We start from the raw sequence: 13,155 nt of genomic DNA on the forward strand, positions 1-13,155 counted from the left end.
GGGATCTTTCTATCGCTTGAAGAGGTCGGCGACCTCGACCGGCCGTCCGGAGGCTATGGACGCGTTCGCGGCGAGGCCCGCGGCCAGGGCGTTCACGCCGTCCTGGGCGTTCGCGGAGCGGTCGTGGGGGTCGGTGTCGCCGTCGAAGAGGACGCCGAGCATGCGCACGTCGCCGCCGCCGTGGCCGGCGCGGTTGTAGTCGCCGAGGTCGATCTTCTGGGGCTTGGTCCAGAAGGGGTGGAGGGTGAGCTCGTACCAGCCTTCTTCGGGGGCTTCGTGGGTGCCGTGCAGCGAGGCACCGTTGGGGCCCTTGAGGGCGGGGTTGACGTGGTCGTTCTCGACGACGAGGAGTTCGAGGCGGCCCTGGGTGCCGTTGAAGTGGACGCGGTAGCCCTCCCAGGGGGAGTAGGCGGTGAGCCGGTAGGACAGCGTGACGCCCGAGTCGTAGTCGACCAGGGCCATCATGTCGTCGTAGATGGTGACGCCGGGGGCGAACACGGACCGGTCGCGGATGTAGCCGTCCTCGTCTTCGGCGTCGAGGTACATCTGCTTGAGGCCGGCGCTGTCCTCCATGTGGAGCGCGAACGGGTCGTCCGAGGCGAGGGGGGAACCGTGGACGCGGTCGTAGCCGCGGTCGTGGCCGGTGCGCTTGCCGTTCTCGCCGTAGAAGGCGAGCTTGCCCTTGGCGAAGGCGCTCACGGGCGCGGCGTCGAGCCACCAGTTGACGAGGTCGAAGTGGTGGCCGGACTTGTGGACGAGGAGCCCGCCGGAGTTGGCGGCCTCGCGGTGCCAGCGGCGGAAGTAGTCCGCGCCGTGGCGGGTGTCCAGGAGCCAGTCGAAGCCCACGGAGGTGACCTCGCCGATCGCGCCTTCGCGCAGGAGTTCGGCGACCTTCTCGTGGAGGGGGTTGTAGCGGTAGTTGAAGGTGACGGTGACCGTGCCCTTCGAGGCCGCCTCGGCTTCGAGGATGGCGGCGGCGTGCTCGGCGGTGGTCGTCAGCGGCTTCTCGCAGATGACGTCCTTGTCGGCGGCCAGCGCGGCGAGGAGGTACTCGTGGTGGGTGGCGTCGACCGAGGTGACGATGACGGTGTCGGGGTCGGTCTCGGCCAGGAGCCTGTCGAAGTCGGCGGCGGGGTAGGCGGCCGGGGCGGGGTGGCCTGCGGCTTCGACGGCCGCGGAGTGGTGCGCGATCCGCTTGGGGTTGGGGTCGGCGAGGGCGACCAGTCGGGCTTTGTCACCCCGCTCGGTGATGGCCTTGACGTACATCGTGGCGCGTGATCCGGTCCCCACGAGGGCATAGCGATGCGGCGTGCCAGGCATGTGACTCCTTCGTCGGCGAGGTTTTGGTAAACGCTATCGGAGAACCGGTTGCCAAGCAAGAGCTGGGGCCGCGGATTCGCCTGCGTCACACCCTTGACCTGGTCTTCCGTCGAGAGCGGTCTGGCAGGCCGCCGAACCTCCGGATTTCCTGTTTTCAGTGATCGTGGAAGTTTCCGATGGGGCGGTGCGGGCCGGGTGGCGTCGCCGAAAGGAGACGCGGGACGGGCCGCGAACGCGCCGCCCGGCAGGAGTACGCCGACGAGATCGGCAGGTGCTTCGCGGGCTTCGGCTGCTTCGCCCCCGACGCGCTCGGCCGGCGGCTGCTGCGGCGCCTCGCGGAAGGCGTGAACCGCACGGCGGAGAGCGGCGGGGCGCAGCGCGCCCCGCCGCGGCGTCACTTGGGAGTGGCCTCGGTGAACGGCGGTTTCACGACCCGCACCGGCAGGCGGCGGCCCCGCACGTCGAGTTCGAGCGCCGCTCCGGGCTTGTACGCGGCGTCGAGGAGCGCCAGCGCGACGCCCTTCTTGAGCGTCGGCGCGTGCGTGCCCGAGGTGGTCTCGCCGACCACCGCGTCGCCGTCCATGACGTTCATGTGGGCGCGCGGGACGCCCTTGCCGGTGGCCTCCAGGCCCCACAACCGGCGCTTCGGGCCCTCGGCCCGCTCGGCCTCCAGCGCGGCCTTGCCCCAGAACCCGGGCTTGTCCCAGCCGATCGCCCAGTTCAGGCGCGCCTGCACCGGGGTGATGTCGAGGCTCAGGTCCTGCCCGTGCAGGGGATAGCCCATCTCCAGGCGGAGCGTGTCTCGCGCGCCGAGCCCGCATGGCGGCGCACCGGCGACGAGGATCCCGTCCCACAGGTCCATGGCGGCCTCGTTCGGGACCACCAGCTCGTAGCCGGTCTCGCCGGTGTAGCCGGAACGGCAGACGATGACGTTGTGGTGGTCGACCAGGTGCTCGCGGAAGGTCATGTAGTCGTGGTCGTGCGGCAGGCCCAGGTATTCGAGGATGCGCGGCGACTCGGGCCCCTGCACGGCGATCACCGCGAGGCCGTGGTGCACGTTCCGCACCTCGACGCCCTCCGGCGCGGCCTCGGTCAACCGCCGGACGACCTCGGCGGTGTTGGCGGCGTTGGGGATCAGGAAGACCTGGTCGTCGGAGAAGCGGTAGGCGATGAGGTCGTCCACGACGCCGCCGGACTCGTCCAGGCACAGCGTGTACTGGGCCCCGCCCGCCCCGATCCGGTCGAGGTCGTTCGCGAGGCACCGGTTCACGAACGCGGCCGCGCCTTCGCCCGTGACCCAGACCTTGCCCAGGTGCGAGACGTCGAACGCCCCGCACTCGGTGCGCACGGCCTGGTGCTCGGCCAGCACCCCGCTGGGGAACTGGAGCGGCATGTCCCAGCCCGCGAATTCGGCGAACTTGGCGCCGAGGGCGAGGTGGCGTTCGTGCAACGGCGAGGTCAATGGCGGTGTTGTGAGCTCAGGCGCGGCGGACATGGCACAGAGCCTATCGTGCCCGTCCCAGTGACTAGGATCGGAGCATTTGGTCCCCACTCACGGAACCTCCGGCCCGCCGACCCGCGCGCCGTGGACCCGAACCCATAAGGATGGACAGTGACTGACCTGATCAGCGCCTCCGGCGACATCGCGGCCGCCGACGCCGAAGTGCTCGTCGTCGGGGTCTTCTCCGGCGAGGACGCCCCCGCGATCCCCGAGAGCCTCTCCGGCGTCGACGCCGCCTTCGGGGGACGCCTGGCCGAGCAGCTCGCGGTGCTCGGCAACACCGGCGGGCCCTCCTCGCTCACCCGACTGCCCGCGCCCGAGGGACTCGCCGCGAAGCTCGTCTTCGCGGTCGGCCTCGGCGACGCCGAGGACCTGGAGGACGAGGCCCTGCGCCGCGCCGCCGGCACCGCCGTGCGCGCCGCGTTCGGCGAGACCTCGGTGGCGATCGCGTTCGAGGGCGACCCGGAGGCCACCGCCGTCGGCGCGGCCCTGGGCGCCTACAAGTTCGCGGGCTACAAGACCGACGGCGGCGGCGACGCCGCGCCCGAGTCCATCGCGGTCTACGGCGCCAACGAGGCCGCGACCGCCAAGGCGACCGTGCTGGCCGAGAGCGTCGCGCTGGTCAAGGACTGGGCCGACACGCCCGCGAACCTCCTGCGCCCGCCGGCCTTCGCGGTCGAGATCGAGCGGGCCGCGACCGCGGCCGGCCTCGACGTGGAGATCCTCGACGGCGAAGCGCTCGCCGAGGGCGGCTACGGCGGCGTCCTGGCCGTCGGAGGCGGCTCCGACGCGCAGCCGCGCCTGGTCCGCCTCTCCTACCGGCCCGAGGGCGCGGCCAAGCACGTCGCGCTCGTGGGCAAGGGCATCACCTTCGACTCCGGCGGCATCAACATCAAGCCGGGCGCGGGCATGTGGGCCATGAAGGGCGACATGGCCGGGGCCGCGGCCGTCGTGGGCGCGACGATCGCCGCCGCGAAGCTGGGCCTGAACGTCGCCGTCACCTGCACGGTGGCGCTGGCCGAGAACATGCTGTCGGGCTCCTCGTTCCGGCCCTCCGATGTGATCACCATCCGCAACGGCATGACCGTCGAGGTCCTCAACACCGACGCCGAGGGCCGCCTGGTGCTCGCCGACGCGCTCTCGCGGGCGCTGGAGGACGAGCCCGACGCGGTCTACGACGTGGCCACGCTCACGGGCGGGCAGCTCATCGCGCTCGGGCGGCGCACCATGGGCCTCATGGGCTCCGAGGAGGAGACCGAGCGGCTGCGCCGCCTCGGCGAGGTCACGGGCGAGCACGGCTGGCCGATGCCGTTCCCCGAGGACATCGTGAAGCTCATGGAGTCCCCGATCGCCGACGTGTCGCAGTGCGCGACGGGCCTCAAGCGCGACGGCCACATGGTGCAGGGCGGGATCTTCCTGTCGAAGTTCGTGCCCGACGAGATCCCGTGGGCCCACCTCGACATCGCCGGACCGGCCGACTCGGACGCGGCGTACGGGTACATCGCCAAGGGCGCGACGGGCGTGCCGGTGCGCACCCTGGTGGCGGCGTTGGAGGAGTTCGCGGCGTGATCGCGAACCGGAGGCGCAGTGCGGCGTGATCGCGAACCGGAGGCGCAGTGCGTTGTGACCGCGGACGGAAAGCGCAGCGCGGCGGCGTCGCGCACCGAAGCGGCGGCGTTGACCGAGTGCTGAAAGACCGGCGGACCGCGTCGGGAAGACGCGGTCCGGCCGGAGGCGCGACCCGCTCACGACCATGTGGCGGGAAAGTGCGCTGAATATTGCGCGATCGTCATCATCGGGGCCGGATTCGAATCCTCGAATCCGGCCCCGGATCGTCTACTGGCGGCGCTGCTGCTCCAGCTTCCGGCGCGCGTCGAAATCGCGCTTGCGCTGCGGATACCCGGTCTTGGCGACCTCGTACACGGGGATGCTGTGCTTGCGGCCCAGGGCGAACGCGCCCGCGGGGCCGTCGACGCGCCGCCGCGTCCATTCGCCGTCGTGGGCGACGAGCATGACCGTGGTCTGGGTGACGGTGGTCTTCGGCTCGATGTACGCCTCGACGCCCGTCCGCGTCTTGATGAAATCGACCAGATGCCGCTGGTCCACGTTGTCAGAGGCTCGGTCCAGTGTGCCCTTGCCCTGTTTCTTCTTTCGTCCGAACAACCCCACAGCCGATCCTCCCGCACCTTCGAGGCGTGGATTCCAAGCGTACACAGGCGCGAACACGCCTGTGTCCAGCCGCACATGGACGGAACTTTCCGAATGCGCACAGCAAGCGGTTGAATGGTGTTGCACACTCCAACCACCGGGTCTGGACGACCACGAGTCGCGTTCGGTGGAAAGATGGGCTCCGTACCTAGGCATCGTTAAGTGGGGAGAGCAATGAGCGACCCGAACGCAGGATACGACGTAGTAATCCTGGGCGGCGGCAGCGGCGGCTACGCCACCGCGTTCCGCGCGGCTGAGCTGGGGCTTTCGGTGGCCCTGATCGAGAAGGACAAGGTCGGCGGCACCTGTCTGCACCGCGGCTGCATCCCCACCAAGGCGCTGCTCCACGCCGGCGAGGTCGCGGACACGACCCGCGAGTCCGAGCAGTTCGGCGTGCTGTCCGAGTTCAAGGGCGTCGACATGGGCGCCGTGAAGCAGTACAAGGACGACGTCGTCGCCCGCCTGTACAAGGGCCTTCAGGGCCTGGTCAAGGCCCACAAGGTCGAGTTCATCAACGGCACCGGCAAGCTGGTCGGCCCGAACTCGGTCCAGGTCGACGACGGCCAGACCGTCACCGGCAGGCACATCGTCCTCGCCACCGGCTCGTACTCCAAGACCCTCCCCGGCCTGGAAATCGACGGCGAGAAGATCATCGCCTCCGAGCACGCGCTGGAGCTCACCGAGCTCCCCGGCAAGGCGATCGTCATCGGCGGCGGTGTCATCGGCGTCGAGTTCGCCTCCGCGTGGAAGTCGCTCGGCGTCGAAGTCGAGATCATCGAGGGCCTCCCCCGCCTCATCGCGGCCGAGGACGCCGACTCCTCCAAGCAGCTCGAGCGGGCGTTCCGCAAGCGCGGCATCAAGTTCCACACCGGCAAGTTCTTCGAGAAGGTCGAGAGGACCGGCTCGGGCGTGCAGGTGACCATCCAGGGCGGCACGGTCGTCGAGGGCGACCTCGTGCTGGTCGCGGTCGGGCGCGGCCCGGCCACCGCGAACTGCGGTTACGAGGAGCAGGGCGTCACCATGGACCGGGGCTTCGTCCTGGTCGACGAGAACCTGCTGACCAACCTGCCGAACGTGTACGCCGTGGGCGACATCGTCCCCGGCATCCAGCTCGCGCACCGCGGCTTCGCCCAGGGCATCTTCGTGGCCGAGCACATCGCGGGCCTGAACCCCGCTCCGATCGACGAGTCCGGCATCCCGCGCGTGACCTTCACCGAGCCCGAGGTGGCCTCCGTGGGTCTCAACGAGGACAAGGCCAAGGAGAAGTACGGCGCCGACAAGATCAAGTCGGTCTCGTTCAACCTGGCCGGGAACGGCAAGTCGATCATCCTCAAGACCCAGGGCTTCATCAAGCTCGTCTCGGTCGAGGACGGCCCGATCGTCGGCGTCCACATGGTCGGTACGCGCATCTCCGAGCAGATCGGCGAGGCGGAGCTGATCTACAACTGGGAGGCCTACGCGAACGACGTCGCCCAGCTGATCCACATGCACCCGACTCAGAACGAAGCGATCGGCGAAGCGGCGATGCTGCTGGCCGGCAAGCCGCTGCACGTCCACGACTAATCACAATCGCAGGAGTTGAACGAACGATGCCGACATCGGTAACGATGCCCGCTCTCGGTGAGTCGGTCACCGAGGGAACTGTCACCCAGTGGCTCAAGAAGGAAGGCGACACCGTCGAGGTCGACGAGCCGCTGCTGGAGGTCTCGACGGACAAGGTCGACACCGAGGTGCCTTCGCCGGTCGCGGGCGTGGTGCTGAAGATCGTGGTGCCCGAGGACACGGACGTTGAGGTCGGCGGCGAGCTGGCGATCATCGGCGACCCGTCCGAGGCGGAGGGGTCGGCTCCGGCCGAGCCCGCTCCGGCCCCGTCCGAGGAGCCGGCTTCCGAGCCTGAGGCCGAGGCGCCCGCCGCCGAGCAGGAGGAGGCCGCTCCGGCCGCCGAGGCGCCCGCCGAGGAGTCGAACGAGTCGAAGCCGGCCTCCGGCGGTCCCGCCGAAGGCACCGAGGTGCTGCTCCCCGAACTGGGCGAGTCGGTCACCGAGGGCACGGTGACGACCTGGCTCAAGGCCGTGGGCGACGAGGTCGAGGTCGACGAGCCGCTGCTGGAGATCTCGACCGACAAGGTCGACACGGAGATCCCGTCCCCGGCCGCCGGCAAGCTGCTGGAGATCCGCGTGAACGAGGACGAGACCGCCGAGGTCGGTTCCGTGCTCGCGATCATCGGTTCCGGCACCGCGGCCCCGGCCGCGACGTCCACGCCGGAGGCCGCGCCGGCGTCGACGCCTTCGGTGAAGTCCGAGCCCGAACCGCAGCCCGCGCCGAGCGAGGCCGAGGGGTCGCCGACCAAGCCGGCCCCGTCGGAGCCGGAGACCGCTCCGGCCCCGGAGCCGCAGTCGGCACCCGAGCCCGCCGCGGCTCCCGCGTCCTCCCCGGCTCCCGCGTCGAAGCCCTCGGGCTCGTACGTGACGCCGCTGGTGCGCAAGCTCGCCTCCGACAACGGCGTGGACCTCTCCGAGGTCTCCGGGTCGGGTGTGGGCGGACGCATCCGCAAGGAGGACGTCCAGGCCGTCATCGACGCCAAGAAGACGCCCGAGCCCGTGGCCGCCGCTCCGGAGCAGTCGCAGGCCGCCCCGGCCCAGTCGCAGGCCGCTCCCGCCAAGGCCGAGGTCAGCCCGCTGCGCGGCCGCACCGAGAAGATGAGCCGCCTGCGCCAGTCCGCGGCCAAGGCCCTGCTGCAGTCGATGCAGACCATGGCCCAGCTGACGACGGTGCGCGAAGTGGACGTCACCAAGGTGGCCAAGCTGCGCGCGGCCAAGAAGGACGAGTTCCTCGCCCGCCACGGCGTGAAGCTCTCCTTCCTGCCGTTCTTCTCGATCGCCGCGATCGAGGCGCTGCAGCAGTACCCGATCATCAACGCCACCATGAACTTGGAGGAGAAGACGATCACCTACCCCGAGGCCGAGAACGTCGGCTTCGCGGTGGACACGCCGAAGGGCCTCATCGTCCCGGTCATCAAGAACGCCGGCGACCTCAACATCCCGGGCCTGGCCAAGCGGATCGCCGAGATCGCCAAGAAGGCCCGCGACGGCGGCCTGGCGCCCGACGACCTGTTCGGCGGGACCTTCACGATCACCAACACCGGTTCGGTGGGCGCGCTGTTCGACACGCCGATCGTGCCGCTGGGGCAGTCGGCGATCCTCGGCACCGCCGCGATCGTCAAGCGCCCCCGCGTGGTCAACGACCCGGAGCTGGGCGAGGTCATCGCGGTGCGGTCGGTCATGCACCTGACGCTGAGCTACGACCACCGGCTCATCGACGGCGCCGACGCCGCCCGCTACCTCGAAGCGGTCACCAAGCGCATCGAGGAAGGCAACTTCGAACACCAGCTGGGCCTGTAAGGACAGCGGTAGACGCCCGAAGGGGCGCGGCGGGACGGCCCGCCGCGCCCCTTCGGGCGTTCAAGGAGCCGTCTCATGCATCTGCAAGCGGCCTCGACAAGATGAGGCATCTACCCGTAACCCGACGCACGTGTCCTCGTTGTTCCTACAATCCACCTTTTGTGACCCCACGCGGAAGTTAGGAACTCGAATGTCGATCGAGTACAACGAACTCCTCGCCATGTTGATGGAGACCCGCCCCGAATTCGCGACCGAACTCTACAACTGCACCGACGGTCCCGATCTCCCCGACTACGACAGCATCACCGTGAGCCGCAGGACCATCACCCTTCCCGACCATCCGAACCCGCTCCGGGTCTGCGTGGCGGCGGCGTACTCGAAGGACGGCGAGCGCGTCATCGCGCTCCTGTTCGACGCGGTACTCCAACCCGACCCCGCGCAGGCCGACGCCTGGTTGCGCTTCATGACCGAGGCGCAGCGAACTTTGAGCTGCATGGTCGCCTTCGTGGTGCTCTGCCGCGACGCGAAGACGGCGGACTGGGCACTGACGTCCACCACGGTGGGCGACATCGGCTGCTATGTGCTGCCGGTGGTGATTCCCTCATTGCTCGCGAACGCCTAGAATGAAACCGGCCCTCGCCGCCGTCCCCACCACGGCAGCGGGGGCCCCTCCATGCCCGCACCGATGTCACACCGGTGCGCCACAATCGATTCGGGGGCGCCGCGAGTGTCCGTTTTGCCCAGACACGCCCTTCATATTGTTCAGCAACCTCGGCGAATCAGCCCAATCCCCTTGGAATGTCATACCCCTGGGGCATCGTTGATTCGGGGGATGCTGCAAATGTCCGAATTATTCAGAACCGCCGTTCACATTCGCTTCAGCTCACCACGCCCCCCTCAGCTGTCGCTACTCCCCGGCCCTCCGCGCCAAGCGATGGGCCGCTGCAACCATCGACAGACTCGCGCAGCGTCTCGACCGCGAAGACATATGACGAGTCCCGAAATACGGGAAATCTCTCCCATATATTAGAACTCCATCGGTAAGGTCTCCTCATGGCGAAAGAGACTGCGACCTATATCCACGGCCACCACGAATCGGTGTTGCGTTCCCACGCTTGGCGCACGGCCGAGAACTCGGCGGCCTACCTGCTGCCGCACCTCCGGTCCGCCCACAAGATCCTCGACATCGGCTGCGGCCCGGGCACCATCTCCGCCGACCTGGCGGCCCTGGTCCCTGACGGTCACGTGACCGCGGTCGACTACGCACCGGCCATCGTGGATCAGGCCGCGAAGGAAGCGGCCTCACGGGGACTGGGGAACATGGATTTCGCGGTAGCGGACGTGCACGCTCTCGCGTATGACGGCGACACCTTCGACGTCGTGCACGCTCACCAAGTGCTCCAGCATGTGGGCGATCCGGTCCAGGCGTTGAGAGAGATGTGGCGAGTGGCGAAGCCCGGTGGTGTGGTGGCGGTACGCGACAGCGACTACGCGGCCTTCACCTGGTTTCCGGAGTCGCAGGGCCTGAGCGACTGGCTGGACCTGTACGAACGCGTGGCGCGCGCCGGCGGAGGCGAACCGGACGCGGGCCGCAGGCTGAAGTCCTGGGCGCTGGAGGCGGGATTCGAGGAAGCAGCCGTCGAAGCGACCTCATCGACATGGACCTTCGCCAGCGAGGCGGACCGTAGATGGTGGAGCGACCTCTGGGCGGACCGGAGTCTGCACTCCGACTTCGCGAAGCAGGCCGTGGAGGGCCGACACGCCACTCAGGAAGAGCTGCAAGCGATCTCGGAGGCATGGAAGGTATGGGGGCAGAATGCGGCGTCCTGGCTGATGATCCCCCACGGCGAGATCCTCTGCCGCGCTTGAAGAATGATGACGATCTGGGGGCCGACGAGCAAAGCTCGTCGGCCCCAGCATGATGTCGGTGTGTCAGCACCGCTTTCGGTTCAGGAACGCCCTGCAGCGCGCAGCAGACTGGTGAACTCAGCGGTCTTCAACTCGAAGATCGGTGAGTCCTCGCCGAGCTTGCTGTCCCGGACCTGGAAGCCAGTGATGGCAATCCGCGCCTCGACGCAGTCATTGCCTTGCGCGCCGCTTCGGCTGGACCTGCGCCACGGCGCAACACGCGCTTCGACGCAGGCATTCTCCCCGCCACCGCTACGACTTGACTTCCGCCATCCGCCCTGCCTCATAGCTCCAACTCCTTAATCGACTTCGCCTGTCGACTGCCCAGAGCTCTCGCATTGCGAAACTCAGCAACCGCTTCAGCCGACTCAATGTACCGCGCCCCATCCGGGGCGTCGAAGTAAGCGAGGTCCGGGTCGTCGTCCTCGGTGAATGACAGTACGTGGTACGGCAGCTCCAGCCCTGGTTGCGGGCCGACTGAGAAGGGCAGGTAGTTCACGGTGATGTTCGGCTGCGCGTCCGCCTCCAAAAGGCTTTCGAGCTGGTCTCGGGGACACGCTGAACGAAGCACTGCCTCTCCCATGAGCACATCTAGGTGAACGGTCTCGCCGCGACGCTTAAAATCCGTCTGCCGCTGACAACGCTGCTCGACCAGCTCATCGATCCGGCGCGGTGAATACCTCCCGCTTCGCTCGAACAGTCTGCGCATGTAGCTTTCGCTTTGCAGCAAGCCCGGAACGAACAGCGTTTCATTCGACTCGATGCGGCAGGCAAGCCGCTCCAGCTCGATGTAGGCATGGAAACCCGACCGTGTCAGAGCATCGATCGACTGCAGCCACGAAGTCTCATCGACGAGATCCCAGAGCCGCTCCAGCTCGGCCTGCTTCTCGATCGAGGCGCCGAAGAGCCTCGCGAGCGCACCGATGACCGGGAAGGTCAAGTTCGTGCGCTTACCGCTCGCGAATCGCTGATAGGTCCGGGTCGAGCCAGCGATCCGCGCGATGCGTGAATCCGTGACGGGAATTCGCGAAGTGGCGCGCAACGCCTCGGTTTCGCGTCCTACCTGCCTGCGCAGCACTGTCCCTGTTGCCATCATTCCAGTATCACGATCCTCACAGAAAGTAAAACCCTCACACCACGCCGATACTGGATGGCGTTCTGGCGTGTCACGGCGCCATGTCGACTTGCCACACGTAGACGCACTACTTCACAGCCAGGTGCTGAGCTGGGGTTTTGCCCTTGAATTGCGAGCGAGACCGCGCCTACCTTCGTCGTATCGCGATCGTTCGATCCGAGCGATTGCGAGTGATTCCGAGGCTTCAGCTGACCGGAGGCGTCCATGCATTACCCGAGCGTCACAGGCGAACACCGCCCTTCCCCTGCTCCACAGGAGATCGAAGTGGGCGTCACCGTCGTCGACTCGACCCGCATCCGCTGCCTTCTCGACCCCGACTGGGGCTCGGTCATGTGCTTCCGCATCGCGCCCGGCGAACTCTCCGACTACATCGGCGTCCTCACCGGACCCGGTACCGACACCCCCAACCTCCATCTCGTCTCGCAATACCGCTGGCGCTTCCCGACTCCCGAAGCACGCGAAACACTCCGACAAGCCGTCCTCGACCTCTACCGCTCCTGGACGGCCCGGCGATGAACCCCGGCGCGAACACCGCACCGCGCCCGGTGCCCGGCAAGCACGAGTCCGACGGCGGCAGCCCGCCCTGGTGCGTCACCTGCACCGAGCACTACCGCTGCCCGATCCTCTTCCCTTGCGGCACTTACCGTTCGCAACACCCGCAAGACACCGACTGACCCGCTCCGGGTGCGGCGGCCGGGCCGGGCATCACCGCGATATCACTGCGATCTCGCCGCGATGCCGACGCAATCTCCGGCCCGAGGCAGGCACCGCCGCACCCGCCCGGTACCGCAGAGCGAGGCTTTCCCAGGGGGCCGACGCCGAGGTTCCGGTGGGCCGCGCCCGGACCAGGTGGGGGTCCGGGCGCGGCCGCATCTAATTGGAATGATCTGTGTCACGATCGCCTCCGCAGCGCCTGAAACTGTCGGTGCCCGTTCGCACACTTGCAGTACCGGATCAGCCCGGCACAACTTCACAGCAGGAGGAACCGATGTCCGCTCCCGAACTCGACCACCTCGCCGACGCCATCACCGCAGTGGCCGGTGCCCGCAAACGGATTCCCGTCCCCGATCTGCTCCGCGAGACGGCCTTGAACGTCCAGATCCTCAGCCGCATCGCCACGAACCGGCTCGACGACCGACTCCGCCGCGAGGACATCGAATCCGCCGCCGACCACTTGGTCGCCCAACTCCGGCACGCCGCCTGGGAACTCCCCGCTCCCCCACCGGCCGCATCGCCGTCGCCGCCCGACCCGGCACCGCCGCCTCCATAACGCGCCTTAGAGTCGGTCCCGAAAGGGGTGGGGTGTGGACGAGATGACCGACGGGGAGATCGCTGCAGGGTTCCGGCCGGTGCTGGCGCTTGTGGAGGAGTGGGAGCGGTTGGGAACGGCGCTGGGCCGGCTGGAGGACGCTACCGACCCGGCGGAGCTGGAGGAGCGGGACGCGGCCGGGGAGCGGTTCGCGTCCCTCAGTGAGGAGATCTGCCGCAGCACCGCGAAGGCCCTCAAGGGGATCGGACTGTGGCACGGGGCGGCGATGATCGATGCGGGGCTCGCGATCCCCCACGAGGTCTGGGAGGACCTCGTCGAGCAATACCCGCCGTACCCGCCGGCCGTGCCCGACCTCGAACTCAAGCCGCGCCGGTCCTGGAGGGCCTAGCGCGGTCCTCAGGGCTTCCCGTCG

Annotated in this window: 13 protein-coding genes; 8 read left to right on the forward strand and 5 right to left on the reverse strand. The window is 68.5% G+C overall.

Features of this window, described 5'->3' with window-relative positions; genetic code table 11:
• Positions 1-9: 9 nt before the first annotated feature.
• Together K3N28_RS03970 and gcvT are read right to left on the reverse strand one after the other, a co-directional pair.
• A complete protein-coding gene (locus K3N28_RS03970) occupies positions 10-1,320 on the reverse strand; it encodes a Gfo/Idh/MocA family protein (RefSeq protein ID WP_228091173.1) in 1,311 nt (436 codons plus the stop codon).
• 394 nt (positions 1,321-1,714) lie between these two features.
• Positions 1,715-2,815, reverse strand: coding sequence for a glycine cleavage system aminomethyltransferase GcvT (gcvT, locus tag K3N28_RS03975; protein ID WP_228091174.1), 1,101 nt, complete (start codon positions 2,813-2,815; stop codon positions 1,715-1,717).
• Positions 2,816-2,932: 117 nt separating this feature from the next.
• On the opposite strand from gcvT, the gene K3N28_RS03980 reads away from it, so the two are divergent.
• Positions 2,933-4,390: a leucyl aminopeptidase gene (locus K3N28_RS03980; RefSeq protein ID WP_228091175.1), complete on the forward strand. Its 1,458-nt coding sequence runs from the start codon at positions 2,933-2,935 to the stop codon at positions 4,388-4,390.
• A 267-nt stretch (positions 4,391-4,657) separates the two neighbouring features.
• Here K3N28_RS03980 and K3N28_RS03985 read toward each other — a convergent pair whose 3' ends face one another.
• Positions 4,658-4,990: an oxidoreductase gene (locus K3N28_RS03985; RefSeq protein ID WP_228091176.1), complete on the reverse strand. Its 333-nt coding sequence runs from the start codon at positions 4,988-4,990 to the stop codon at positions 4,658-4,660.
• A 213-nt stretch (positions 4,991-5,203) separates the two neighbouring features.
• Between K3N28_RS03985 and lpdA the strand changes: the two genes are divergently transcribed.
• From lpdA to K3N28_RS04005, 4 genes are all read left to right on the forward strand, one after another.
• A complete protein-coding gene (gene lpdA, locus K3N28_RS03990) occupies positions 5,204-6,592 on the forward strand; it encodes a dihydrolipoyl dehydrogenase (protein ID WP_228091177.1) in 1,389 nt (462 codons plus the stop codon).
• Between the two features lie 26 nt (positions 6,593-6,618).
• Positions 6,619-8,430 (forward strand): 2-oxoglutarate dehydrogenase, E2 component, dihydrolipoamide succinyltransferase, encoded by a 1,812-nt coding sequence (sucB, locus tag K3N28_RS03995; RefSeq protein WP_228091178.1) that lies wholly within the window; start codon positions 6,619-6,621, stop codon positions 8,428-8,430.
• Positions 8,431-8,620: 190 nt separating this feature from the next.
• Positions 8,621-9,052 carry a hypothetical protein gene (locus tag K3N28_RS04000; protein ID WP_228091179.1) on the forward strand — a complete coding sequence of 144 codons (432 nt, stop codon included), beginning with the start codon at positions 8,621-8,623 and terminating at the stop codon, positions 9,050-9,052.
• Between the two features lie 431 nt (positions 9,053-9,483).
• Positions 9,484-10,299, forward strand: a complete 816-nt coding sequence (locus tag K3N28_RS04005; protein WP_228091180.1) for a class I SAM-dependent methyltransferase — start codon at positions 9,484-9,486, stop codon at positions 10,297-10,299.
• 80 nt (positions 10,300-10,379) lie between these two features.
• On the opposite strand, the gene K3N28_RS04010 is transcribed toward K3N28_RS04005, so the two are convergent.
• Both K3N28_RS04010 and K3N28_RS04015 read right to left on the reverse strand, forming a co-directional pair.
• Entirely contained in the window at positions 10,380-10,625 is a 246-nt protein-coding gene (locus K3N28_RS04010; protein WP_228091181.1) for a DUF397 domain-containing protein, read from the reverse strand.
• Entirely contained in the window at positions 10,622-11,434 is an 813-nt protein-coding gene (locus K3N28_RS04015) for a DUF5753 domain-containing protein (RefSeq protein ID WP_228091182.1), read from the reverse strand. The genes K3N28_RS04010 and K3N28_RS04015 overlap by 4 nt, the downstream gene beginning before the upstream one ends.
• A gap of 303 nt (positions 11,435-11,737) precedes the next feature.
• Here K3N28_RS04015 and K3N28_RS04020 point away from each other — a divergent pair, with 303 nt between their 5' ends.
• The 3 genes from K3N28_RS04020 to K3N28_RS04030 all read left to right on the forward strand — a co-directional run bounded on the left by K3N28_RS04020 (position 11,738) and on the right by K3N28_RS04030 (position 13,131).
• Complete coding sequence (locus K3N28_RS04020; RefSeq protein ID WP_228091183.1) at positions 11,738-11,989, forward strand: hypothetical protein; 252 nt, start codon at positions 11,738-11,740, stop codon at positions 11,987-11,989.
• Between the two features lie 472 nt (positions 11,990-12,461).
• The gene (locus K3N28_RS04025) at positions 12,462-12,743 is read left to right on the forward strand and encodes a hypothetical protein (protein WP_228091184.1); all 282 of its coding nucleotides are present in this window, start codon (positions 12,462-12,464) and stop codon (positions 12,741-12,743) included.
• A gap of 34 nt (positions 12,744-12,777) precedes the next feature.
• The gene (locus K3N28_RS04030) at positions 12,778-13,131 is read left to right on the forward strand and encodes a hypothetical protein (RefSeq protein WP_228091185.1); all 354 of its coding nucleotides are present in this window, start codon (positions 12,778-12,780) and stop codon (positions 13,129-13,131) included.
• The last annotated feature ends 24 nt before the right edge of the window (positions 13,132-13,155 follow it).

Source organism: Glycomyces sp. TRM65418, assembly GCF_019710475.1.
Classification (GTDB): domain Bacteria; phylum Actinomycetota; class Actinomycetes; order Mycobacteriales; family Micromonosporaceae; genus Glycomyces.